The organism is Geodermatophilus sabuli, from assembly GCF_900215145.1.
Classification (GTDB): Bacteria; Actinomycetota; Actinomycetes; order Mycobacteriales; family Geodermatophilaceae; genus Geodermatophilus; species Geodermatophilus sabuli.
The window spans coordinates 854,131-877,676 of sequence record NZ_OBDO01000001.1; the positions used below are offsets into that span (position 1 = coordinate 854,131).

Sequence of the window (23,546 nt, forward strand, 5' to 3'; positions counted from 1 at the left end):
CCCAGGCCCGCGCGTCCGGCTTGACGTCGTCAGCCGGGTCGGGTCTACTCGACGTCGTTCGAACACGCGTTCGAACGACGTGCCGGCCCTCCCGCCGTTCCCGGGTCCTTCCCCACCCGGTGCGGCGGGCCGGGCCGGCCGGTCGGCGCAGAGCGGTGGGGAGTCTGGGATGAGCCGGGTGCTGGGTGGGGTCGGCGGTCGGGTCGGCGAGGAGGTACAGGTCGAGCGCGGGCCGCTCGGTCCGGCGCAGTTCTGGCGCGGGCAGTCGCGGTACGTCGTGGGGGAGCTGCTCGACTCGTGGGTGGAGACCGCGCCGTGGTGGGACGCCGGGGTGTCCGGGGGTGCTTCCGCAGAACTGGTCGCCACCCGTGAGGTGTGGCGGCTGGAGGCGGTCCGGGCGGGGCGGTCGCGGATGAGCTTCGCCGGCGTCTTCGACCTGACGTGGGAGCCGACGGTCAACCGGTGGTCGCTCGTGCGGGTGCACGACTGATGGGCGCCGTCCGCGTCATGGCCGACCAGCTGCCCCTGCCCCCGCCGCTGCCCCCGGCTGCCCGCCAGCTGCTCGACCAGGCAGCCCGGGCGCTGGCCGAGGCGGCGGCGAGCACCGATCCCCGGCAGCGCTACGCCACCGCCCACCTGGGCGCCCTCCGTGCCGCCGCAGCGGTGCTGGCCGCCCGCACCCGGCCGGAGGGCAGCCGCCGCCGGCCGCGCAGCGCCTGGGTACTGCTCGGTCAGGTGGCCCCGGAGCTGGGGGAGTGGGCCACCTTCTTCGCCGCCGGCGCCGCCAAGCGGGCCGCCGCGGAGGCCGGGCTGTCCCGGGCGGTCACCGAGCGCGAGGCCGACGACCTCGTCCGCGACGTCCACGCCTTCCTCGCCGTGGTCGAGGACAGCCTGGGCAGCACGCCGGTGCCCGAGTCGCCCCGGTCGGCGCGGCCCCGGGTGGTCGGCGGCTCCGAGCACCGTCACCAGAGGTGAGCGCCGACCCCTTCGTCCACCTCCACGTCGCCTCGGGCTACTCCATGCAGTACGGGGCCAACCACCCGGCCGACCTGGTGAACCGGGCCGCCGAGCACGGCATGCGCGCCCTGGCCCTGACCGACCGCGACGGGCTCTACGGCGCCGTGAAGTTCGCCCTCGCCTGCCGGGCGGCCGACGTGCGCCCGGTCTTCGGGGTGGACCTGGCCGTGGTCCCGACGGTCGACTCCACCGTCCCGCCGGCTCTGGCGCCGGTCCTCGGGGAGGGGCACTCGCCGGGGCTGACCCGCGCGCGCCGGCCGGACGCACCGGCCGGGCGGGCCGGCTCGGGTCGTCGCGTGCCGGCCCGCGGCGGGGCCAGCGTCGACCCGCGGCTGCCCCGGGTCACCTTCCTCGCCCGGGACGGCGCCGGCTGGCGCTCGCTGTGCCGGCTCACCAGCGCCACCCACCTGCGTGGCACGCGCGGGGAGCCGGTGAGCTCCCTGGCGCTGGCCGCCGAGCACGCCGTGGGGCTGGTCACCCTGCTCGGCCCCGACTCGCCGGTGGGGCGGGCGCTGGCCGCCGGCCGGGCCGACGTCGCCGCCGATCGGCTGGCGGCCTGGCGCGCGGTCTTCGGCGCCGGCTCCCTGGTGCTGGAGGTCGTGCACCACCGCGGCCGGGGCGACGGCTCCCGGGCCCGGGCGCTGCTGCGGTTCGCCGCCGCCGAGGGGGTGCCGGTGGTGCTGACCAACGCGGTCCGCTACGTCGACGCCCTCGACGCACCCACCGCCGACGTCCTCGACGCCGCGCGGCGGCTGGTCCCGCTCGACACCCGGCACGTCGACCGGCGCACCGCCGAGGGCTACCTGAAGTCCGGCAAGGAGATGGCCGAGGTCGCCGAGGACCTCGTGGGCCCCGACCGCGACGCGGTGCTGCGGCTGCTGGAGCGCACCGCCCGGCTGGCCGAGCAGTGCACCGTCGACGTCCGGGCCGACCTCGGCCTCGGCACCGTCCGCTACCCCGAGCTGGACGTGGTCACCACCCCGGCCGAGCAGGGGATGAGCCCGTCACAGGTGTTGCGCGCCCGCTGCGAGGCTGGGCTGGGCCGGCGCGGGATGGCCCGGACCGAACGGGTGCGGGTGCGGCTGGAGGAGGAGCTGGGGGTCATCGACTCCCTCGGCTACCCGTCCTACTTCCTCACCGTCGCCGACGTGGTCGACCTCATCACGAGCCTGAGGGTGCGCGCGGCGGCGCGCGGGTCGGGTGCCGGGAGCCTGGTCACCTACCTGCTCGGCATCTCCGACGTCGACCCGATCCGCTACGGCCTGCTGATGGAGCGCTTCCTCTCCCCGTTGCGCCACCAGTTGCCCGACATCGACATCGACGTGGAGTCCGCACGCCGCATGGAGGTCTACGACGCGGTCATCGACCGCTTCGGCGCCCACCGGGTCAGCTGCATCTCGATGATGGACACCTATCGCGTGCGGCACGCCATCCGCGACGTCGGCGCCGCGCTGGGGCTGCCCCCGGCGGAGATCGACGCCGTCGCCAAGGCGTTCCCGCACATCCGGGCCAACCAGGTGCACGCCGCGCTCAAGGACCTCCCGGAGCTGCGGGCCAGCCGGCTGGGGTCGAGACGCTCCGGCGGCAGTGGTGACCTCGACCTGCTGTTCGACCTCGTCGCCCGGCTCGACGGCCTGCCCCGGCACATCGCCCTGCACCCGTGCGGGGTGCTGCTCTCCGACGCCACCCTGCTCGACCGCACCCCGGTGGAGAACAGCTACCTCGGCTACCCGATGAGCCAGTTCGACAAGGACGACGTCGAGGAGCTCGGGCTGCTCAAGCTGGACCTGCTCGGCATCCGGATGCAGTCGGCGATCGCGCACGCCCTCGACGAGGTGGCCCGGGTCGACGGCGAGACCGTCGACATCGACGCCGTCCCCCGCGACGACCCGACGACGTTCGAGCTGATCCGCAGCACCCGGACGCTGGGCATGTTCCAGATCGAGTCACCGGGGCAGCGAGAGCTGGTCGGCAAGTTCGGGCCGCAGACATTCGAGGACATCATCATCGACATCTCGCTGTTCCGGCCCGGGCCGGTGAAGAGCGACATGGTCACCCCGTTCCTCATGGCCCGGAACGGCTGGCGGGAGACGATCTACCCGCACCCCGACCTCGCCTTCGCCCTCGAGGAGACCGCCGGGGTGGTGGTCTTCCACGAGCAGGTGCTGCAGGTCGTGTCCCGGATGACCTGCTGCACCCTGGCCCAGGCCGACGAGGTGCGTCGCGCGCTGGGGGAGAAGGACGCCCACCCGGAGGTACGCGCCTGGTTCGTCCCGCGGGCACTGGCCGCGGGCTACCCGCCGGAGGTGGCCGAGCAGGTGTGGGAGGTGCTGGTCGCCTTCGGCTCGTTCGGCTTCTGCAAGGCCCACGCCGCGGCCTTCGCCCTGCCCACCTACCAGTCGGCGTGGCTCAAGGCGCACCACCCCGCGGCCTTCCTCTCCGGGGTGCTCACCCACGACCCGGGCATGTACCCCAAGCGGCTGATCCTCGACGACGCCCGCAACTTCGGCGTCCGGGTGCTGGGCCTGGACGTCAACGCCTCGACCGGGGTCTACCGCGTCGAGCGGTTCGACGAGGTCGAGGAGGTCGAGGAGGTCGACGAGGTCGACGGGGGCGAGGAGGTCGACGCCGGCTGGCGGCGGCCGGGGTGGATGCCGGCGTCGATGCCGGACCCGTCGCGGTACGGCATCCGGCTCTCCCTGGCCGATGTCAAGGGCATCTCCGACGACGAGGTCGCCCGCGTCGTCGCCGGGCAGCCCTACCGCTCGCTGACCGACTTCTGGCACCAGGCGTCGGTGTCCCGGCCGGTGGTGGAGCGGCTGGTGCTGGCCGGCGGCTTCGACTCCCTCTACGGCTTCGGGGTGCGCGACCGCGAGGCCGGCCGGCCCACCCGCACCCGCCGGCAGGTCACCCGCCGGGACCTCCTGCTGCAGATCGGCGAACTCGACCGGTGGAGCCGCAGCGGCGCCACGGCGAGCTCGAACGGCCAGCTCAGCCTCGACCTCATGGGGCTGGAGCTCCCCGGCGAGGAGTCAGGTGCCGAGGAGCCGGGGCTGAGCTGGGCCGAGGGCAGCGGGTTGCCGGAGTTCACCGACGCCGAGCTGGTCCGCGCCGAGCTGGAGGTGCTCGGCCTGGACGCCAGCCGGCACGTCGTCGACTTCTACCGGCCGTTCCTCGCCGCGATCGGCGCGGTGCCGGCCGGGGAGCTGCTCAGCAGCCGCAGCGGTGCGGAGGTGCTCGTCGCCGGGGTCAAGGTGGCGACCCAGACGCCACCGATCCGGTCCGGGCGCCGGGTCGTGTTCGTGACCCTGGACGACGGCACCGGCTGCACCGACTCCACCTTCTTCGAGGACGCGCAGGGTCCCTACGCCGCCACGGTCTTCCACTCGTGGCTGCTGGTCATCCGCGGGGTGCTGCGCCGCACCGGTCCGCGCGGGGTCTCGCTGCGGGCCACCGGGGCCTGGGAGCTGCCGGCGCTGTACGAGGCGTGGGAGATCGGAGGTGTGGCCGCGGTCGCCGGGCAGATGGCAGCCCCAGGGGAGTACACCGAGGCGGCCATCGCCGGGGCAGCGGCCTCGCACGGCGCCCGGCCGGTGGTGGTCAAGCCGGTGCTGGTCCACCCGACCGGGTTCCGGATGTCGCCCTACGCCGACATCAAGCCCGCCGGGGACGACGCCGCGACCGCAGCCCGCCGGGCCGCTGGGGCGCCACCACGCAAGCTGTGGCACTCCAGCCCCGGCAGCTCCGGCCACTGAGCGTGGGGAGAGCTCCCGTGGTGTGCGGTGCCGGCGCGTCACCCCGGCCGGGATGCGCCGGAACCGCACACCACTGCGGACGGGAAGTCCGTCGATCAGTTCCGGGGAGCTGCGACGTCTACATCGACGAGCCCATCCGGAGCGCATCGAGAGGACACCGACATGCCGAAGCAGATCCCGTGCCTGTGGTTCGACGGCCAGGCCGAGGAGGCCGCGAAGCTCTACACCTCGGTGTTCCCGAACAGCTCGATCGGCGAGGTCACCCGCTACGGCCCCGACATGCCGCCACCGATGAAGGAGGGCGACGTCCTCACCGTGGACTTCACCCTCGACGGGCAGGAGTACACGGCCCTCAACGGTGGACCGCAGTTCCCGTTCAGCGAGGCCATCTCCTTCCAGATCATGTGCGCCGACCAGGAGGAGGCCGACCACTACTGGAACCGGCTCACCGCCGACGGCGGCGAGGAGAGCATGTGCGGCTGGCTCAAGGACAGGTTCGGCGTCTCCTGGCAGGTGGTCCCCACCGAGCTCATGACCCTGCTCAAGGACCCGGACCCCGGCCGCGCGCAGCGCGCCACCCAGGCGATGTTGCAGATGCGCCGCATCGACATCGCTGAGATCAAGCGGGCCGCCGACCAGGTCACCGCCTGAGGCGGGGCGCGGCAGGCGGCCGACGCCCGGTGCCGGACAGCGCCCGCCACTAGGCTCCGACGGGTGCCGCCGTCTGCTCCCGCCTCGCCCACCGCGGACCAGCTCCCCGCCCGGGCGGCCGCCGTCTGGGCCGCCCTGGACCCGGTCGTCGCGGCCGGCGCCCCGCTGCGCGTGCTCGACGTCGGCGGGGGGAGCGGCAACTTCGCCGTCCCGCTGGCCCGGCTGGGCCACGAGGTGACCGTCGTCGACCCCAGCGCCGACGCCCTCGCCACCCTCCACCGGCGGGCGGAGACCGCCGGGGTCGCGCCCCGGGTCCACGGCGTGCAGGGCGACGGCGACCTGCTGCACGAGGTGGTCCCCGCCGGCGAGGGCACCGAGGGCAGCTACGACCTGGCGCTGTGCCACTCGGTGCTCGAGGTGGTCGACGACCCCGCCACGACCCTCGGCGAGATCGCCCGCGCCCTGCGGCCCGGCGGCACCGCCAGCATCGCCGCGGCCAACCGGGCCGGGGCGGTCCTGGCCCGCGCTGTCGGCGGGCACCCGGTCGAGGCCCTCGCGCTGCTCGAGGACCGTGACCCCGCCCCGCGCTCCGCCCGTCGGCGGTTCACCCCCGAGGACCTGCTCGCCCTCGTCGAGGCCGCCGGTCTGCAGCCGGGCACCTGGCGTGGCGTGTCGGTGGTCGCCGACCTCCTCGACGTCGGCTCCGGCGCGGACGCCGCCGCCGTCCGCCGGCTGGAGCTGGCGCTGGCCGGGAGTTCGCCGTACCGCGAGGTCGCCGCCGGGTTGCACGTCCTGGCCACCCGGGCGTGACCGGGGACGGCGCCCTCCGGTGGTGGCCGCGGGAGGACAGGTGACCCTCCCGGCGGACCTCGGCCGCCCCCGCTACGGCACGTCGACGCTCGCCGACGTCCTCCCCGGCGCCGCTGCCGTGCTGGGCGTCCCGGTGGAGCGCGGGGACCTGCCCGCCGACCCCCTGGGCCTCACCGCCGCCCTCGGCGGCGCCCGGCGCGTCGCCGTCCTGCTGGTGGACGGACTGGGAGCCGACCTCGTGCGCGCCCACGCCGACGTCGCCCCCGTCCTCGCCGGCCTGGCGACCCCCACCGGCGACCTCTCGGCGCCCTGTCCCAGCACCACCCCGGTCAGCCTCGCCACCCTCGGCACCGGCCTGCCGCCGGGCAGCCACGGGATCCTCGGCTTCGTCACGGCCGTGCCGGGGGAGGAACGCACCCTCAACCACATCCATTGGGCCGACGACCCGGACCCGCAGGAATGGCAGGCCCGGAGCAGCGTCTTCGAGCAGGTCGCGGCCGCGGGCGTCGAGGTGGCCGCCGTCGCGCCGTACGCGTTCGCCCGCTCCGGCCTCACCCAGGCGGCCTACCGCGGCGCCCGGTACACCGGCACCGTCAGCCCCGGGGACCTCGCCGCCCGCGTGCTCCAGTCGCTGGCCGCCGCCCCGCGGACCCTCGTCTACGGCTACACCGCCGAGCTGGACCTCACCGGTCACGTGCGCGGGGTCGACTCCGACAGCTGGCGCGCCCAGCTGGCCCTCGTCGACCGGCTCGTCGAGCAGGTGGTCGACGGCCTGCCCGACGACGCCGCCCTGCTCGTCACCGCCGACCACGGCATGCTCGACGTCCCTCCGGAGACCCGGATCGACCTCGACGCCGACCCGGTCCTGGGCGAGGGCATCCGGCTGCTCGCGGGGGAGCCGAGGGCGCGGTACGTGCACGCCGTCCCCGGCGCGGAGGACGAGCTGCTGGCTCGGTGGCGGGCGGTCCTCGGCGACCGCGCCTGGGTCGCGGGCCGCGACGAGGCCATCGCGAGCGGCGTCTTCGGCCCGGTCGACGACGACCTCGCCGCCCGGATCGGCGACGTCGTCGCCCTGGCCCGGGGCACCTGGGCGCTGACCGCCACCGAGCGGGAACCCGGTCCCAGCCGGCTGGTCGGCTTCCACGGCTCACTCACCGCGACCGAGCTGGCGATCCCGTTGCTCGCCGCGCGGGGCCGCGCCCTCGCCTGACGGCGCGACGCCGGGCAGCCGTTGACGACCGCGGCCGGGAGGACGACAGTGCCCCGGGACCGGCGCTCGACGTCCCCGATCCCGCCAGGGCGGAGTCCCCGATGACCGCCAGACGCGTACACCCCCGCCGCATCCGGACCGCGCTGGCCTGCGTGCCGGTCGCCGCGGTGTCGCTCGTGATGACCGGCCTGGTCGCGCCCGGCGCCGCGGCCGCCCCGGCGGTGGTCACGGGCACCGACCCCGCCCTGGTGGCGGACCTGCGCGCGGACCTCGAGGAGTACCTGCAGGCGCGCGGGACGGCGGAGCACGTGTCCGCCGCCGGGCTGACCGTCAGCCTCCCGGGAGGGGAGACGAGCGTCGACGTCAGCGCCGGGACGACGGAGTTCGACGGGTCCGTGCCGGTGGAACCGGACGCCCTGTGGCAGATCGGCAGCAACACCAAGGCGTTCACCTCGGTGCTCCTGCTGCAGCTCGAGGCGGACGGGCTCCTCTCGATCGACGACACCGTGGGGCAGTGGCTGCCGCAGTACCCCCAGTGGGACGACGTCCCCATCCGGCGACTGCTGAACATGACCAGCGGCATCCCGACCTACGACGACCAGCCGGCCTTCCTCACCGACTACGCCGCCGACCCGCTCACGGAGTTCTCGGTGGAGCGGCTGGTCGACTACGTGGTCGGGGTCCCGGCCACCGCCGGGTACAGCTACTCCAACACCGGCTACGTCCTCGCCGAGATGATCGTCGAGGAGGCGACCGGGAACAGCTACGAGGACCAGCTCTCCGCCCGGCTCCTCGAGCCGCTGGGCCTCGAGGACACGTACTACCGCCCGCACCTGTATCCGCGGTGGATCGCCGACCGCCTGCCGGCCGCGTACTACCTGCAGACCACGGACCCCGAGATGTCCCCGCTGTCCGGGCAGGACGTCAGCCGGTACAGCGTCTCCTGGGCGCGCGCGGCCGGTGGCATCCTGAGCACGACGGCCGACATGACCCGCTGGGAACGCGCGCTGTACGAGGGCGAGTTGCTGCCGCCGCAGCAGCAGGCCTCGCTGCTGAGCCTGGTGTCGACGGAGACCGGGGAGCCCATCGAGCAGACGTCCCCCGCCGACCCCCGCGGGTTCGGCTTGGGGGTCGCCCAGATGACCGACGAGCTGGGCACGTTCTGGTTCTACGAGGGCGCGACGTTCGGCTTCCGCGCGCTGCACGCGTACTTCCCGGACTCCGGGCTCATCATCGCCGTCAACCTGAACAGCAGGCCGGACGACGACCGGATCGGGGCCCTGACGACGTCGGTGTACGGCACGCTGGCCGAGCACGGGCTCGTCCCGCCGGTCGCGGGCGGCTGACCGCTAGACCGCCGAGACCAGCCGCACGCGCCAGACGTGGGTGTGAGCGTCGTGGGTCGCCCGGCAGGTCAGGCGGACCGCCTCCTCCGACATCCGGCTCTCCACCTCGGCCACCACGTCGCCGTCCGGCCCGGCGAGGGTGACCACCCACCGCTCCACGTCCGCGCCGGGCGGGGACAGCCGGCGCACGCCGCGCGGCGGCAGGTCGTCGACGCCCAGGAGCGACAGCTCGCCGCGGGCGGCGTGCTGGGCGGCCTGCACCGGCGGCGGGCAGCCGCCCCGGCCGCGCAGCCACGGCAGCGCGACCCGCCCCTCGCGGTGCGCGGTCACCACCTGCCCGCCGTCGTCGGGCACCTGCCCGTAGTAGAAGCCGTGCGGCAGCACGAGCACGTTGGCCGCGAACCGGTCACCGCCCAGGTGGCTGCACTCCCACACGTCGTCGGAGGGCATCGTCCGCGCCAGCGGCCGCCCGCGCAGGGCGCAGCAGGCGTCGTGGCCGCCGTGCGCGCACACCAGGTACGTCGGACCGGTGGCGAGCTCGCCGACCGAGCCGTCCCATGGGGCGTCGAGCAGGTCGCCGTCGGCAGTCCGGGACGACCACCACAGGCCCTCGCGTCCTGGCCGGCCGTCGACGTAGGCCCAGCGGCGCTGTGAGTCGGTCAGGCGGTCCCCGGGCCGGCGGACCAGCAGCACCCGCACGTTCTCCACCCGTGCCCGGTGCGCCACCTGCTGGGCGACCGCGGGGTCGAACCGCGACTGTCGCAGCGCGTCGACCCCCCACGGCCCCGGCTGCTCGATCAGCAGCCAGCGCTGCGCGGGGGAGGCCGTGCCCACCCCGGAGTCGCCGCGGGCGAGGGCGCGCACCGAGCAGCGGTCGTCGTCGATCCGGCCGACCGGCCGGCCGGGGACCTCCCCGGGGCGGCAGAAGTCCGTCCCGTCCGTCATGCAGCCGCCCCACCGGGAGGTGCCGGGGGCGTGCCGGGCGGGGAGCCCGCCGGTCGGCTCACCTCGGGGTGTCCGGCCGGCTCACGACCCGGCCCCGGGGACGTGGTCACGCCACCCATCGTGCTCCGCGGTCGGGTCCGGGACGACGGCGTCGGGCACGACCGCGATCGAATCGGTGACCAGCCGCCGGGCGAGGGTCAGCTGGTCGGCGTCGTCGAGGCCGGGCAGGTCGGCGACCTTGAGCTCGCCGGCGGCCAGCAGCGCAGCCAGCGCGGGCCGGGTCTGCACCGGCAGTTCCAGCGACCGGCGACCGGCGACCAGCGTCACCCGGTCACCGGCCGGTTCCCGCAGCGCGGTGCGCAGCCGGGCGCGCACCCGCAGCACGGTGTCGGCGGACAGCGTCGCGGCGGCGGTCGCCTGGGCCAGGGGGGCCACGGGCTCGGGCCGCACCTGCGCCCAGGTGCGGGTCCGCAGCCGGTCGGCGACCTGGGTGGGGTCGACGCGGTCCAGCCAGCCCTTCAGCGCCGCCACGACCGCGGTCACGTCGTCGGTCACCGCGGACGGATCGGCGAGGTCGAGGCCCATGGGGAGGGAGCGGCGCAGCTCGGGGTCGTCGGCGGCGAGCACGCGCACGAGGTCGAGCACCGACTCGGTGGCCGCCCAGCGGGTCACCGGGTGCACGCCGATGGTCAGGTGCGCGCTGATCTCACCGAGGGCGACCGCGGAGTGCAGGTACCCGCGGGGCAGGTAGAGGGCGTCACCGGGGCGCAGCACCGCGTCGATCACCGGCTGGCCCTCGGCGGCGGCGGCCACGGCGGCGGCCCGGTCGTTCCACGGCTGGGTGCGCAGCGGGTCGGGGAGCACCGGCTCGTGGATGCGCCAGTGCTTCTCGCCGGCCACCTGCAGCACGAAGACGTCGTGCACGTCGTAGTGGGGGGAGAACCCGCGCGAGGACGGCGGGGTGATGTACGCGTTGACCTGCGTGGGGTGCCCCAGGTCGGCGGCGAGTGAGTCGGCGAACTCGATCAGCGGCGGCCACAGCCGGTGCAGGCCCTGCAGGACGACGGTGCTCCCGTCGGCGAACAGCCGCAGCACCGCGTCGGACGAGACCTGGTCGGCCACCTCGGCGCCGGCGCCTCCCGAGGTGGTGAACCGCTTGGGGTCGACGACGGCGCCGTCCTTGGCGATCCGCAGGAACGGGGTGCGCAGCCCCCGGCGGGACAGCAGCTCGTCGACCGCGGCGAGGTCGAGCAGGTCGGCGAAGGAACCGCCGGTCTGCTCGGCGCGGGTGAGCAGCGGCCGGCGTGACCAGTACTCCTCGGCGAAGACCCGCGGGTCGAGGGCGGTGCACCGACGCAGGGCCGGCCGGGGCTCCGGCCGGCCCTGCGTGGTGGGGTTCTCGGTCAGGCCGAACCGTCCGCGCCGCCGTCGGCACCGCCGTCCGCACCACCGTCGGCGCCGCCGTCGGCACCACCGTCGGCACCGCCGTCCGCACCACCGTCGGCGCCGCCGTCGGCACCACCGTCGGCACCGCCGTCCGCGCCGCCGTCAGAGCCGCCGGTCGCGCCGCCGTCCGCCGGGCCGTGGCCTGCGCCGCCGTCGGCACCGCCGTCCGCGCCACCGTCGCCAGCGCCGCCGTCGGCACCGCCATCCGCTCCGCCGTCGCCCACGCCGGGGGTGGTCATGTCATCGTCGTCGAGCGCCATGGGTCTCCGATCACATCGGGTCGCGGGCCGCCGGCCGGCGGCCCTCCGGGCGTGCTGTACCTCACGGATCCTGCTCTCACACACCGGCTCCGACCAGCGGGAACGGCGTGTCGGCAACGGGTCTGTCACGACACGCTGCCGAAGTGCCCGGACCGCGCCGGAGGCGTTACCGTCCTCCCGTTCATCGAACAGGTGTTCGAGATCGGGAAGGGGTCATGAGCCAGTCCGCCCGTGCTGCCGGCTGCAGCGTGCTGCACGTCGACATGGACGCGTTCTTCGCCAGTGTCGAGGTGCGCCGGCATCCCGAGCTGGCCGGCACCCCGGTGATCGTCGGCGGGGCCGGCAACCGCGGGGTGGTCACCTCGGCCACCTACGAGGCGCGCCGGTACGGGGTGCACGCGGCGATGCCCACCTCCCGGGCACTGCGGTTGTGCCCGACGGCGACGGTGCTGCCGGGGGACATGGCGCTCTACGCCGAGGTCTCCCGGTCGGTGATGGCGCTGTTCCGCTCCATCACCCCGCTGGTCGAGCCGCTGAGCCTCGACGAGGCGTTCCTCGACGTCTCCGGAGCGGGCCGGCGGCTCGGCGACGCCGCCGAGATCGGGGAGTACATCCGCGCCCGCGTCTACGACGAGCAGGGCATCACCTGCTCGGTGGGTGTGGCCGGCACCAAGTTCGTGGCCAAGCTGGCCTCCACCCGCGCCAAGCCCGACGGGCTGCTCGTCGTCCGGCCCCCCGAGGTCATGGACTTCCTGCACCCGCTGCCGGTCGGCGCGTTGTGGGGGGTCGGTGCCAAGACCGAGGAGGTGCTGCTGCGGCTGGGCCTACGCACCGTCGGCGACCTCGCCCACGTGCCGGCGCGCACCCTGCAGCGGGCGGTGGGCCCGGCGGCCGGCGCCTCCCTGCACGAGCTGGCGTGGGGGCGCGACCCCCGGCGGGTGGTGCCCGACGAGCCGGAGAAGTCGGCCGGGCACGAGGAGACCTTCGCCACCGACGTCGACGACCCGGTGGTCATCCACCGGGAACTGCTGCGGCTGTCCGAGCGGACGGCGGGCCGGCTGCGCTCGGGCGGCTGGCTGGCCCGCACGGTGAGCATCAAGGTGCGCTTCGCCGACTTCGCCACGATCACCCGGTCCCGCACCCTCGACGTCCCGACCGACGTCGGGCAGGAGCTCTACGACACCGCCCGCGCCCTGTTCGACGCCCTGGGGCTGGAGCGGGCCCGGATCCGGCTGGTGGGGGTCCGCGCGGAGCGGCTGGTCGAGGCCGGCTCCGCGCCCCGGCAGCTGGAGCTGGGTGCCCGGGAGCACGGCCGCCGGGAGGCCGAGCTCGCCGCCGACCGGGCCGCCCGCCGGTTCGGGGCCGGCGCGGTGCGCCCCGCGACCCTCCTGCACCGCGACCGGCAGCGCGCCCGGTGACCCGCCGACGGGCTCGGCGGGGGCGCCCCAGGAACCCGGGACGGCGCTCGTTCGTCCTCCCTGGGAGAGTTCCCGGCCCACCCGCGAGAGTGATCACGGCGGGTCGGGGACGACTCGCCTTTCGCGCCCCGCAAAGGGCTCGTATCCTCGATGTCACCGTCGGCGGCACCTCCGACGGGATGTGTTCAGGCCCCATGGAGGTCGACGTGCCGCTCTCCGAGCACGAACAGCGTCTGCTGGAGCAGATCGAGCGCGCCCTCGTCGATGACGATCCGAAGTTCGCCTCGCAGGTCCGCACCGGTGACCGCAGGGTCAAGGCCCGCCGCAAGCTGCAACTGGGCGCCCTCCTGGTGTTGATCGGGATGGCCGTCCTCGTCGGTGGCGCCGTGGCCCCCTCGGTCCCCCTCGGCGTCCTCGGGTTCCTGATCGCCTTCGGCGGCCTCGCCCTCGCCGTCCTCAACTACCGGTCGGCCACCGGGGCGGTCGAGCCCGGCGCCGCCGGGCCCGCCGGCCCCGCCGCCCCGGGCCGCAGCCGGCGCGGTGGCAAGCCCCGTCGGCAGCCGCTGAAGAACCGGCTCGAGGAACGCTTCCGCCGCCGCTACGACCAGTAGCCCCGACGAGCCTCGCGACAGCCGTCGTCCCCCGCTGGACGGCGGCTGTCGCGCGTCGGGGCCCGACCGCAGGAGGAGCCGTGTCCGAGGACCAGGTGTGGCGGGCCCTGACCGCCGACCGCGGGCTGTGGGGCTGGGGCGACGACGACGGCATCGTCCCGTGGACCGGTGAGGACGGCCGCGACGTCGTCCCCCTGTGGGCCTCGGCGGAGCAGGCCACGGCCGGAGCCGGCGTCGACGGCGATCCGGGCGAGGGGCCGCTCTTCCTCGACCTGGACACCCTGCTCGCCGAGATCCCCGGCTGGATGGACGCCGGGATCACCACGGCGGTGCTCTCCGCGGGCGGTGACGGGCTCCCCGTGCCCCTGACCGAGCTGACCGAGCGGCTGCTGCGCCTGCAGGTGGACGGGCGGGCCTGACGAACGCCCCGGCACGACCGGGTCGAGCGGTGACCGGTCAGCCGCGCAGCGCCGCCCGGCGGCCCCAGCCCGGCCGCGGCAGCCGCGTCGCGAGGTCGCGCGCCCTCCGAGCCAGCGACGGCGGCCACAGCAGCGCACGGACCCACGCCCGCCGGGAGGCCGCGGCCAGCAGCCCGCGGCGGGCGGTGCGCAGCGCCGTCACCAGCTCCGGTCCGGCGGGGGGCGCACTGCCGGGGCGCGCGTAGCTGGCCGCCTCCTCCGCCCGGGCCAGGAGGGCCACGGCGTCGACCGCGGCCTGCACCGGCACCTGCCGCCTCCCGGACCGGTGCGCCCCACCGCTCCGCTCGCCCATCGCCGCGGCCAGCTGCTCGGCCACCTGCCGCGGGGTCCGCGCCGGATCGCCCTCCAGGCCGATGTCCAGGGCGGTCGCCGACAGCTCGTCCCACAGCGCGCCCGCGCTGCCGTCGGACAGCCGGCGCCGGCGCTGCAGGGCGCGCAGACCGGCCGGCACCGCGGCGACCACGGCGACGCCGACCAGCGCGGCGACGCCCCACAGCACCGGCCGCAGCCAGTCCGATGCTCCGGGGGCAGCCTGTGGCGCCGGCACCGGCTGCGGCACGGGCTCCAGCTGCGGTGCGGGGGTGACCGGTCCGGGCAGCGGGGCGACGGGCGCGTCGGCGCGGTCGTCGGCCTCCTGGTCCTGCACCCGGGGCGACCACGGGAGGTCCACCGCCCGGTCGACGTCGATCGGGGTCGGGTCGAACGGGAGCCAGCCCACGTCGTCGAAGTAGGCCTCGACCCAGGCGTGCGCGTCGTCGCTGGTGACCAGCCGGCTGCCGTCGGGCTGCACGGTGCCCGGCGTGTACCCCAGCACCACCCGCGCCGGCACCCCGGCCGCCCGCACCAGGACCGCCATCGCCCCGGCGTACTGCTCGCAGTAGCCCCGGCGCAGCCGCAGGAAGTCGGCCAGGTCGTCGCCGCTGGTGCCGGGCGCCGTCGACAGCGAGTACTCGTAGCCGTTGGCCGGATCGGTGAAGTGCCCGTAGATCGCCCGGACCCGCTCGTAGGGGGCGGTCAGGTCCGCGGTCAGTGAGGCGACCAGATCGGTGACGGCCGGGTCCAGCGGGGGCAGGGCGGTGTAGCCCTGGCTCACGGGCGGATCGGGCGGCAGCGGCTCCGCGGCGGTCAGCTCCTCCGGGCTGGGACGGGGCTCGACCGCGGCCACCGACCAGGTGCGCCCCTCGGTGGTCACGTCGCGGCCGAACACCGTGGCGGTGCCGGGGTCGAACCGCCACTGCTGGGCGTCGGTCACCGAGACCGACAGGGGCGAGTAGAGCACCGGCAGGTAGACGTCCTCGTGCCCCAGGGCGGTGACCAGGGCGTCGACCGGCCGGCCCTCCCGGCGTCCGGGCAGGGGGGCCAGCTCGCTGTCGTCGGCGACGGCCGTCTCGCCGTCCAGGTTGCCGACCGACCAGCCGTCCTCGGCGTCGTATGCCTCCAGCGCGACCACCCGCAGGTACCCGGGGTCGTCGACGGAGGCCTGCACCCGGAGCAGGTCGATGGGCTCGTCGAGGGTCAGCTGCCCCTGCAGGGCGGCTGCCGGGTCCAGCGCCGTCCCGGTCGACCCACCGATGCCGCGGCCGATCCCGCCCGCGAAGGTGCCCTCGGTCAGGGTCGGCACGACGGTGCCGACCACCAGCGCCAGCACCACGGCGACCGCCCCGGTGCGCAGCGCCGTGAGCGTGCCGGTGCCCAGGAGCGGCCGGTGGCCGCCGGCGGGGCGGTGCCGCAGCCGGCGGTGCTGGTCGGCCCACAGCAGCAGGGCCAGCCCGGCCGCGGGCGCGGCCACCGGCAGCGCGCCGATCGTGCCGGTCACGGTGCTCACCGGCACGCAGAACAGCACCAGCAGGCCGAGCCCGGCCAGCGCCGGCTGCCGGCCGCCGACCGCGACGAGGTCGACGACCACCGCGACCAGCCCCACCATCAGCGTGGTGAGCGCGAGCAGACCGGTCAGGGGCAGCGCCGGCGTGGTCTGCTCCTGCAGTTCCGCCGACCCGTCGGCGAGCACCGTCAGCAGATCGGTGGTGCTGCGTCCGGTCGGCACCCAGCCGAAGGCGGCCCGCCCGGGCGCGAACAGCGCGGTGAGCAGGCAGACCAGCAGGGCGAGCTGACCGAGCGGGACCAGCGGGACCCCGACGGCGGCCCACCGGACGGGGACGGACCGGCCGGGGGCGAGGGTCTCCCACAGCAGGGCGCCCGCGGCGCGCAGGAGCAGGCCGCCGGCGGTGACGACGGCGACCGCGGCGAGCACCGGGGGCAGCCACGAGCGGTCGGTGAACACGGGGAGCAGCGCGGCGGTGCCCAGGGCCGTGCCGACGGCGGCGGCGAGCGCGGTGCCGGCCTCGGCCAGCGCCGCCCGGGAGCGTCCGCCGGTCACGCCGGCACCCCGCGCAGCCCGGCCGCGGGCGTGCCGGGCCCGCCGAGCTGTGCCCACACCGCCGGGACCCGGTCCCCGGAGGAGGCGACGGCGACCCGCCAGCCCCCGGCACGCAACAGGCGGGCGGCCGCCTCCCGTTGGCGGACCAGCTCGTCCCGGGCGGCCCCGGTGGCCGGCCGGCGGCTGCGGGTCAGCCCGGTCCCGGCCCAGCTGCCGATGTCGGCCAGCACGGCCAGGTCGGTGCCGGGGCCGGATCGGACCCGCACCAGTTCCGCGGCGTCGTCCGGCCCGACCGCGCCGAGCAGCGCGATGACCGGACCGTCCCCGGCCGCGCGGGTGAGCAGGTCCAGGCCGGGGCCGAGCCCCGACAACCGGGACGGCGTGACCGCGGCCAGCCGGTCCAGCAGCTCGCCGGGGCCCAGCCCGTGGACGTGCTCGGCGGGTGCGAGCTCCACGGCGTCGGTGACCACCCGCAGGGTGGCCCCACGGCCGAGGAGCTCGGTGCCGATGCTGGCGGCGGCCTCGACCAGCCACTCCAGGCTGTCCGGCGGCGGGGTGTCCCGGCCCGCGGCGCCGGCGGCGAGGTCGGCCGCGTGGCCGCGGGCCAGCACGTGCGCGCGGGCGCGGGTGTCGAGCAGCAGAGTGGCCTGGGCCCGCCACGGCCGCTCCTCCAGGCGCACCATGAGCTCCCCGGTGCGCGCCGTGGCCCGCCAGTGCACCTTGCGCAGGTCGTCGCCGTGCCGGTAGGGGCGGGTGCTGACGTCGTCCTCGCCGTGGACGGCGATCGAGCGCCGCGCACCGGCGGCACCGCCCCCGTGCCCGCCGGCCGGGCCGTCCGGGCCGAGCGGCACCACCCGCGGCACCACGAGCAGCGGGGCGCTGTCGGCCCCGGCGGTGCTGCGCAGCACCAGGCCGAACGGGTCGACCAGCCGCAGGCGCAGCGGGCCGAGCCGATAGCGGCCGCGACGGCCGCCGTGCACCCGGTACCGCAGCGTGGCCGTCTCCCCACCCGGGAGCCGGTCGACGACGAACTCCGGGGTGGTGCCGAGCTCGGGCGGGACGGTCTCGGCCAGCAGCCACAGCCCGCCGGTGCCGCGGCCGGCGTTGGTCACCTCCAGGCACACCTCCGCGTCCCCGCCGCGGGGCACCCGGGCCGGGGTCACCGTGCGGCGGGAGGCGACCCGGAACCGGCGCCGGGCCACGGTGGTCGTCGAGAGCAGGGGGAGGGCGAGCACGAAGACGGCCACCTGCACCAGCGGGCGCTCGCCCAGCAGGACGCCGAGGAGCAGGAGGGTGAGGCCGGCGGCGACGAGGCACCGTCCCCGGAGGGTCAGCGTGGCGAGCGCCGTCGCCACGGGTCCGCGCACGGTCAGCGTCCGCGCGGCACCGGGACGGTCGCCAGCAGCTCCCGCACGACCTGCTCGCCGCTGCGCCGGGCGGCCGCGGCGTCGGCGGTGAGCAGCAGCCGGTGGGACAGCACCGGCACCGCGACGGTCTGGACGTCGTCGGGGAGGACGTGGTCGCGCCCGGCCAGCGCCGCGGACGCCCGGGCGGTGCGCAGCAGCTGCAGGCCGGCCCGCGGCGAGGCGCCCAGCCGCAGGTCGGGGGAGCGGCGGGTGGCCTCCACCAGGGACACCACGTAACGGCGGACGGCCTCGGAGACGTGCAACCGGCCGACGGCGGCCACCAGGCGCCGTACCCCCGCGGCGTCGGCCACCGGTGTGAGCGCGGCGAGGGGGTCGGTGGTCACGAGGTCGTCGAGCATGGCCAGCTCCGCCTCGCGGTCGGGGTAGCCCATCGACACGCGTGCGGTGAAACGGTCCCGCTGCGCCTCGGGGAGGGGGTAGGTGCCCTCCATCTCGATCGGGTTCTGCGTGGCCATGACGAGGAACGGGCGGGCCAGCTCGTAGCTGACGCCGTCGACGGTGACCTGCCGCTCCTCCATGCACTCCAGCAGGGCCGACTGCGTCTTGGGCGAGGCGCGGTTGATCTCGTCGGCGACGACGATGTTGGCGAACACCGCTCCGGGCTTGAACTCGAACTCCCGGCTCTCCTGGTCGTAGATCGCCACGCCGGTCACGTCGCTCGGCAGCAGGTCCGGCGTGAACTGGATGCGGCGCACGCTGGCGTCGATGGAGCCGGCCAGCGCCTTGGCCAGCGTCGTCTTGCCCACGCCGGGGACGTCCTCCACCAGCAGGTGCCCCTCGGCCAGCAGCACGACCAGTGCGAGGTGGACGACGTCGGGCTTGCCGTGGACGACGCGGGCCATGTTGGCGGCGATGCGGGAACCCTCGGCAGCGACGTCGACCGAGGAGTCCGTGCCGTCGGCGGTGCGGGTCACCTCGGTCACGGTTCCCACCGTACGTGCGCGGAGGTGCCCCGGGGCGGGAGCGGGACGCCGGACGCCGTGCTCCCCCCACTCTGGGGGCCTGCAGCGTGCGGACACCCCCCGACGGCCCCCGCGCGACGACCGGTCGGGGGGTCCCGGGTGGGGCGCCGTCCCACCCCGCCCCACCCGGTGGGCGACGGCCGCTGACGGCGCGCTGACCAGCGGGTGCGGCGGTGGGGAAGGCCGGTCACGACATGGTGTCGAGTGGTGTCTGGTGGGGGCCAGTGGGTTAGTGTGTGGCCCGGTGGGGAGGCAGGGCCCGTCCCGGGGGCGCCCCGGAGCACGAGGAGGACCGATGGGGGAGGTGATCCGGTGTTCGTCGGCAGCTACCCACTGCGGCTCGACGAGAAGGGCCGGCTCGCACTCCCCGTCCGCTTCCGTGAGCAGGTGGCCGGCGGCATGGTGATCAAGAAGGGCCAGGAGCGCTGCATCTACGGCCTCACCATGGCCCGGGTCGCCGAGCAGAGCGCCGCGGCCGCCGCGATGGCGCCCTCGGACACCGCCGCCGCCCGCATGCGGGCCCGCATGAGCTTCGGGTCGATGGTGGAGGTGGAGCCCGACAAGACCGGGCGCATCACCATCCCGGCCAACCTGCGTGAGTACGCCGGTCTCGACCGCGACGTCGTCGTGGTGGGTGTCGACACCCGTTTCGAGATCTGGGACGCCGGCACCTGGGACGCCTACGTGGCCGAGCAGGAGGCCGTCTACGCCGACATGGAGAGCGAGGGGATGCCCACCCTCTCCTGACCCGCCGTCCAGGCCCCCGATCCGGACCCCTCCGGGCCCCACCCCGACCGAGCCGACTTCCCCGCGGCTCGACCGGCCGGCCCGAGCCGCCTTCCCCGCGGCTCGGTCCGACGCGGCACGGAGGAGCAGCACCGCCCTCAGGGCACGTCGCCGCCCGGCACCCCCGCCGGGGACCGGCGCGGCCCTCCCCGTCCCCGCGGGGCACCACCTGGCGTACTTCCCCGGCGCCAGGCGGGCCCCGCAGGGGCGGGCCGGGCCGGGTGCTCCCCACTCCGCCCCACCGGCCCCACTCCGCCCCACCCACCGAATCCGTCTCGAAACGCCCTTCGCGCTCCACCCGCCGACCACCGTCCCGCGTCACCATGGACGGGCCCCCGGGCCCCGTGCCCGACCGACCCGTTCGAGGAGCAGTCGACGATGAGCAGCAGCGAGCCCGTGCGGCCCGCGGTGCACGTGCCCGTCCTGCTCGACCGGGTCAGCGAGCTGCTGGCTCCGGCCTGCGCCGCCGAGGGCGCCGTCCTCGTCGACGCGACCCTGGGCCTGGCCGGCCACTCCCTGGCCCTGTTGCAGGCGCACCCCGGGCTGCGGCTGATCGGCCTGGACCGGGACCCCGACGCCCGCGCCGAGGCCGCCCGCCGGATCGAGGCCGCCGGCTGCCGCGACCGCGTCACCCTCGTGCCGGCCGTCTTCGACGAGCTGCCCGACGTGCTCGACCGGCTCGGCGTGGCGGAGGTGCAGGCGGTGCTGTTCGACCTCGGCGTCTCCTCCCTCCAGCTGGACCGGCCCGACCGGGGCTTCAGCTACGCCGCCGACGCCCCCCTCGACATGCGCATGGACCCCGGCGGCCCCCGCACCGCCGCCGACGTGGTGAACACCTACTCCACCGGCGACCTGGCCCGGGTGCTGCGGGTCTACGGCGAGGAGCGCTTCGCCTCGCGGATCGCCCGGGCCATCGAGCGGGAACGGGGGCGAGAGCCGTTCACCCGGACCGGGCGCCTGGCGGAGCTGGTGCGCGAGTCCATCCCCGCGGCCACCCGCCGCACGGGGGGGCACCCGGCCAAGCGCACGTTCCAGGCGCTGCGCATCGAGGTCAACGACGAGCTCGGTGTCCTGCAGCGTGCCCTCCCGGCGGCGATCGAGGCCCTGGCCGTGGGCGGGCGGATCACCGTCATCACCTTCCACTCCCTCGAGGACCGGATCGTGAAGCAGACCCTCGCGGCCGGTGCCACCGACCGCACCCCGCCGGAGCTCCCGGTGCCGTTGCCCGAGCACGGTCCGACCCTGCGGCTGCTCACCCGTGGCGGCGAGTCGCCGTCGGCGGAGGAGGCCGCGGCCAACCCGCGCGCCGCCTCGGCTCGCGTCCGGGCCGCCGAGCGCATCCGGAGGGCGGCGTGAGCGAGCTCGCGAGCTCCGCCATGGGCACGGCAGCGCCGCGAACGCGGCTGACGAGCGCCGGCGAGGAGGCAGCGTGAGCGCGGCCGCCGGGCTGCCGCCGGAGCCCCGCTCACCCCGCAGCGGGACGCCGTCCGAGCCGCGCGGGCCCCGGGCCGGCACGGCCGCCCGGCGCGCCCCGGCGCGGGTTCCGAGCGCCCCGGCGACCGGGGAGCGCGCCGCGGCCGAGCGGACGTCGTCGGCGACCGCGGCGCGCGCTCGATCGACGACGGCTGCGCGCCCGCCCCGTGCCCCCACCCAGTCCACCGCCGCCCCCACCTCGACCCCGGCGCCGGCCCGCAACCACACCGCACCGGTGCGCGTCGGGTCGCTGCGCGCGCGCCCGCCGCGCGCCTCGGCCGCCGGGCCTGCGGCGCGACCGGCGCCGGCCCCGCCGGGGACCCGCGCCCGCCGCGGGGCGCTGAGCACCCGCCGCGGGCCGCTCGTCCTGCTGGTGGTGGGCATGCTGGTCGCCACCGCACTGGGGCTGCTGATCCTCAACACCGCCATCGCGGTCAACTCGCTCAAGGCCACCCAGCTGGCGGCGGCCAACGCCGACCGCGCGCAGGAGGTGGAGCGCCTGGAGCAACAGGTGATCGCCGGCGGCACCTCCGCCGCGCTCGCCGCGGCCGCGACCGCCGAGGGGCTGGTGCCCGCCGGCTCGGCCGGCTACCTCGTCGTCGGCGAGGACGGCACGGTCACCCTGCGCGGCGAGCCGGTGCCGGCCGAGGTACCCGCCCCACCGCCCGAGCCGGGCGCGGGGGGCTGACCGTGCCCACCCCACCCCGGTCACCGTCTCCCGGCCGGCGCACCGGCGAGCGCCTCGCGCCGCGCGGCGGCTCGGGGGCCTTCGTGCCCCGCCGCCCGCCCGGCAGCCGCCGCGTCGGCGGCGGGCTCCGTCCCGGTGCGCGCCGGCTCACCATCGGCCTGGTGCTCGTCGTCGTCCCGCTGCTGGTCGTCATGGGCAAGCTGGTCCTGCTGCAGGGCGTGGACGGCGGTGACTACGCCGCCGCCGCCACGCAGGACCGGCTGCGCAGCTACCCGATCGCCGCCCTGCGCGGCCAGGTGCTGGACCGCGACGGCAACCCGCTGGCCTACACCGTCGAGGCCTCCCGGGTGGTCGCCGATCCCACCGTCGTCGCCGACCCGGCGCGCACCGCGCTGGCGCTGACCACGCTGCTGGACGTCCCCGTCTCCGAGCTCACCGACCTGCTCTCGCGCGACAGCCGGTACGTCGTGCTGGCCGGCCAGGTGTCCCCGGAGACCGTCGACGCCATCGACGAGCTCGGTCTCGGCGGCGTCTTCTTCGAGGACGACCCCGTGCGCCTCTACCCGGCCGGCACCGTTGCCGGGCAGGTGGTCGGCTTCGTCGGCCGGCAGGGGAACGGACTGGCCGGCATCGAGCAGACCTTCGACGAGGAGCTGGCCGGCCGCCCCGGCGAGCGGCGGGTCGAGGTGGGCTCCGGCGGCCACCCGATCCCCTCGGGCATCGACGAGTCCACCCCGGCCACCGACGGCGAGACGGTGGAGCTGACCCTCGACGCCGACCTGCAGTACGTGATGGAGCAGCGGCTCGACCAGGCGTGCCAGGACGGCGCCACCACGCGCGCCTCGGCCGTCGTCCTCGACGTGCACACCGGCGAGGTCGCCGCCATGGGCTCCTGCCCCGGCTACGACCCGGGCGCCGCCGCGCAGACCGATCCGGAGCTGCTGGGCAACCCGGTCGTGTCCGACGTCTTCGAGCCCGGCTCGGTGATGAAGGCGGTCACCCTCGCCGCCGCCCTGGAGGAGGGCGTCGCGACCCCGGACACCGTGCTCACCGTCGACGGGCACATCCAGGCCGGGGACGCCGTGGTCACCGACGCCCACGACCACGAGCCGATCGACTGGACGGTGACCGGCGTCCTCGCCAAGTCCAGCAACGTGGGCACGATCATGCTGGCCCGCGAGGTGGGCGACGCGACGCTGGAGGAGTACCTGCGGGCCTTCGGCGTGGGCAGCCGCACCGGCATCGAGCTGCCAGGGGAGAGCGCCGGCATCCTCTCGGGATCCGACGAGTGGGAGGAGAGCCGCGCGGCCAACATCGCGATCGGCCAGGGCGTGTCGGTCACCACCCTGCAAATGGCGTCGGTCTACCAGGCGATCGCCAACGACGGGGTGCGCATCGCGCCACGCCTGGTCGACTCCGTGGGCGGTGAGGCCGCTCCGGCCCCCGAGTCCACCCGGGTCGTCAGCGAGTCCACCGCCGACCGCATGGCCTACATGCTCGAGGCGGTGGTCGGCCCCGGCGGCACCGCGCCGCTGGCGCAGGTCGACGGCTTCCGGGTGGCCGGCAAGACCGGCACCGCCCAGCGCGCCAACCCGGACTGCGGCTGCTACGCCGGCGGCGGGTACGTGACCACGTTCGTCGGTTTCGCCCCGGCCGACGACCCCCAGTACGTCGTCGCCGTGGACCTGGAGCGGCCGACGAGTTCCGCCGAGGGCGGCCAGGTGGCCGCTCCCGTCTTCGCCGACATCATGCGGCAGGCGCTCACCGCCGACGGCATCGTGCCGTCGGGGACCGCCCGTCCCGAGTTCGACCTCACGGGGTGAGGACCCCGTCCTCCTCACCGCTCGCAAGCTCGCGGCGAGCCTCTGGACGGGGCCGAACGGCG

20 protein-coding genes are annotated in these 23,546 nt (G+C 76.3%); 14 read left to right on the plus strand and 6 right to left on the minus strand.

Annotated elements, in window-relative coordinates; all coding sequences use genetic code 11:
• The first annotated feature begins 169 nt into the window (after positions 1–169).
• From CRP39_RS04100 to CRP39_RS04130, 7 genes are all read left to right on the plus strand, one after another.
• Positions 170–490 (plus strand): DUF6504 family protein, encoded by a 321-nt coding sequence (locus tag CRP39_RS04100; RefSeq protein WP_097204565.1) that lies wholly within the window; start codon positions 170–172, stop codon positions 488–490.
• On the plus strand, positions 490–975 hold the full coding sequence (locus CRP39_RS04105; protein ID WP_097204567.1) for an SAV_6107 family HEPN domain-containing protein: 486 nt from the start codon (positions 490–492) through the stop codon (positions 973–975). Before CRP39_RS04100 ends, CRP39_RS04105 begins: the two co-directional genes overlap by 1 nt.
• Positions 972–4,772 carry a DNA polymerase III subunit alpha gene (locus CRP39_RS04110; protein ID WP_097204568.1) on the plus strand — a complete coding sequence of 1,267 codons (3,801 nt, stop codon included), beginning with the start codon at positions 972–974 and terminating at the stop codon, positions 4,770–4,772. Before CRP39_RS04105 ends, CRP39_RS04110 begins: the two co-directional genes overlap by 4 nt.
• A gap of 162 nt (positions 4,773–4,934) precedes the next feature.
• A complete protein-coding gene (locus CRP39_RS04115) occupies positions 4,935–5,423 on the plus strand; it encodes a VOC family protein (RefSeq protein WP_097204570.1) in 489 nt (162 codons plus the stop codon).
• 63 nt (positions 5,424–5,486) lie between these two features.
• On the plus strand, positions 5,487–6,233 hold the full coding sequence (locus CRP39_RS04120) for a class I SAM-dependent methyltransferase (protein WP_097204572.1): 747 nt from the start codon (positions 5,487–5,489) through the stop codon (positions 6,231–6,233).
• A gap of 40 nt (positions 6,234–6,273) precedes the next feature.
• Positions 6,274–7,443 (plus strand): alkaline phosphatase family protein, encoded by a 1,170-nt coding sequence (locus CRP39_RS04125; RefSeq protein ID WP_245853551.1) that lies wholly within the window; start codon positions 6,274–6,276, stop codon positions 7,441–7,443.
• 101 nt (positions 7,444–7,544) lie between these two features.
• On the plus strand, positions 7,545–8,789 hold the full coding sequence (locus CRP39_RS04130; protein WP_097204576.1) for a serine hydrolase domain-containing protein: 1,245 nt from the start codon (positions 7,545–7,547) through the stop codon (positions 8,787–8,789).
• A gap of 3 nt (positions 8,790–8,792) precedes the next feature.
• On the opposite strand, the gene CRP39_RS04135 is transcribed toward CRP39_RS04130, so the two are convergent.
• The 3 genes from CRP39_RS04135 to CRP39_RS04145 form a co-directional block, all read right to left on the minus strand.
• On the minus strand, positions 8,793–9,734 hold the full coding sequence (locus tag CRP39_RS04135) for a ferredoxin family protein (RefSeq protein WP_097204578.1): 942 nt from the start codon (positions 9,732–9,734) through the stop codon (positions 8,793–8,795).
• An 81-nt stretch (positions 9,735–9,815) separates the two neighbouring features.
• Complete coding sequence (locus CRP39_RS04140; RefSeq protein ID WP_311712011.1) at positions 9,816–10,856, minus strand: cupin domain-containing protein; 1,041 nt, start codon at positions 10,854–10,856, stop codon at positions 9,816–9,818.
• A 281-nt stretch (positions 10,857–11,137) separates the two neighbouring features.
• Positions 11,138–11,440, minus strand: coding sequence for a BatC protein (locus tag CRP39_RS04145; RefSeq protein WP_097204583.1), 303 nt, complete (start codon positions 11,438–11,440; stop codon positions 11,138–11,140).
• A gap of 215 nt (positions 11,441–11,655) precedes the next feature.
• Between CRP39_RS04145 and dinB the strand changes: the two genes are divergently transcribed.
• From dinB to CRP39_RS26330, 3 genes are all read left to right on the plus strand, one after another.
• Entirely contained in the window at positions 11,656–12,858 is a 1,203-nt protein-coding gene (dinB, locus tag CRP39_RS04150; RefSeq protein ID WP_097204585.1) for a DNA polymerase IV, read from the plus strand.
• A 206-nt stretch (positions 12,859–13,064) separates the two neighbouring features.
• Positions 13,065–13,469, plus strand: a complete 405-nt coding sequence (locus CRP39_RS04155; protein WP_097205147.1) for a DUF3040 domain-containing protein — start codon at positions 13,065–13,067, stop codon at positions 13,467–13,469.
• A gap of 80 nt (positions 13,470–13,549) precedes the next feature.
• Positions 13,550–13,888, plus strand: coding sequence for a DUF2750 domain-containing protein (locus CRP39_RS26330; RefSeq protein ID WP_097204587.1), 339 nt, complete (start codon positions 13,550–13,552; stop codon positions 13,886–13,888).
• 37 nt (positions 13,889–13,925) lie between these two features.
• Here the strand turns inward: CRP39_RS26330 and CRP39_RS04165 are convergent, their stop codons facing one another.
• Genes CRP39_RS04165 through CRP39_RS04175 form a run of 3 tightly spaced genes read right to left on the minus strand, consistent with a single transcriptional unit; the run spans position 13,926 to position 18,675 of the window.
• On the minus strand, positions 13,926–16,325 hold the full coding sequence (locus tag CRP39_RS04165) for a transglutaminase TgpA family protein (protein ID WP_097205148.1): 2,400 nt from the start codon (positions 16,323–16,325) through the stop codon (positions 13,926–13,928).
• Entirely contained in the window at positions 16,322–17,692 is a 1,371-nt protein-coding gene (locus CRP39_RS04170; protein WP_097204589.1) for a DUF58 domain-containing protein, read from the minus strand. Before CRP39_RS04170 ends, CRP39_RS04165 begins: the two co-directional genes overlap by 4 nt.
• Positions 17,693–17,694: 2 nt before the next feature.
• Complete coding sequence (locus CRP39_RS04175) at positions 17,695–18,675, minus strand: AAA family ATPase (RefSeq protein ID WP_172442276.1); 981 nt, start codon at positions 18,673–18,675, stop codon at positions 17,695–17,697.
• 351 nt (positions 18,676–19,026) lie between these two features.
• Here CRP39_RS04175 and mraZ point away from each other — a divergent pair, with 351 nt between their 5' ends.
• The 4 genes from mraZ to CRP39_RS04195 all read left to right on the plus strand — a co-directional run bounded on the left by mraZ (position 19,027) and on the right by CRP39_RS04195 (position 23,484).
• Entirely contained in the window at positions 19,027–19,461 is a 435-nt protein-coding gene (mraZ, locus tag CRP39_RS04180; RefSeq protein ID WP_097204592.1) for a division/cell wall cluster transcriptional repressor MraZ, read from the plus strand.
• A 417-nt stretch (positions 19,462–19,878) separates the two neighbouring features.
• Positions 19,879–20,856 (plus strand): 16S rRNA (cytosine(1402)-N(4))-methyltransferase RsmH, encoded by a 978-nt coding sequence (gene rsmH, locus CRP39_RS04185; protein ID WP_097204594.1) that lies wholly within the window; start codon positions 19,879–19,881, stop codon positions 20,854–20,856.
• Positions 20,857–20,929: 73 nt separating this feature from the next.
• The gene (locus CRP39_RS04190; RefSeq protein ID WP_097204595.1) at positions 20,930–21,661 is read left to right on the plus strand and encodes a hypothetical protein; all 732 of its coding nucleotides are present in this window, start codon (positions 20,930–20,932) and stop codon (positions 21,659–21,661) included.
• 2 nt (positions 21,662–21,663) lie between these two features.
• Entirely contained in the window at positions 21,664–23,484 is a 1,821-nt protein-coding gene (locus CRP39_RS04195) for a peptidoglycan D,D-transpeptidase FtsI family protein (RefSeq protein ID WP_097204597.1), read from the plus strand.
• Positions 23,485–23,546: the final 62 nt, after the last annotated feature.

What these genes read in the sequence shown, in the direction of transcription:
- CRP39_RS04135 (WP_097204578.1), bottom strand. Translation starts at nt 9,734, where the DNA reads ATGACGGACGGGACGGACTTCTGCCGCCCCGGGGAGGTCCCCGGCCGG.
- CRP39_RS04115 (WP_097204570.1), top strand. Translation starts at nt 4,935, where the DNA reads ATGCCGAAGCAGATCCCGTGCCTGTGGTTCGACGGCCAGGCCGAGGAG.
- rsmH (WP_097204594.1), top strand. Translation starts at nt 19,879, where the DNA reads ATGAGCAGCAGCGAGCCCGTGCGGCCCGCGGTGCACGTGCCCGTCCTG.
- dinB (WP_097204585.1), top strand. Translation starts at nt 11,656, where the DNA reads ATGAGCCAGTCCGCCCGTGCTGCCGGCTGCAGCGTGCTGCACGTCGAC.
- CRP39_RS04105 (WP_097204567.1), top strand. Translation starts at nt 490, where the DNA reads ATGGGCGCCGTCCGCGTCATGGCCGACCAGCTGCCCCTGCCCCCGCCG.
- CRP39_RS04145 (WP_097204583.1), bottom strand. Translation starts at nt 11,440, where the DNA reads ATGGCGCTCGACGACGATGACATGACCACCCCCGGCGTGGGCGACGGC.
- CRP39_RS04100 (WP_097204565.1), top strand. Translation starts at nt 170, where the DNA reads ATGAGCCGGGTGCTGGGTGGGGTCGGCGGTCGGGTCGGCGAGGAGGTA.
- CRP39_RS04130 (WP_097204576.1), top strand. Translation starts at nt 7,545, where the DNA reads ATGACCGCCAGACGCGTACACCCCCGCCGCATCCGGACCGCGCTGGCC.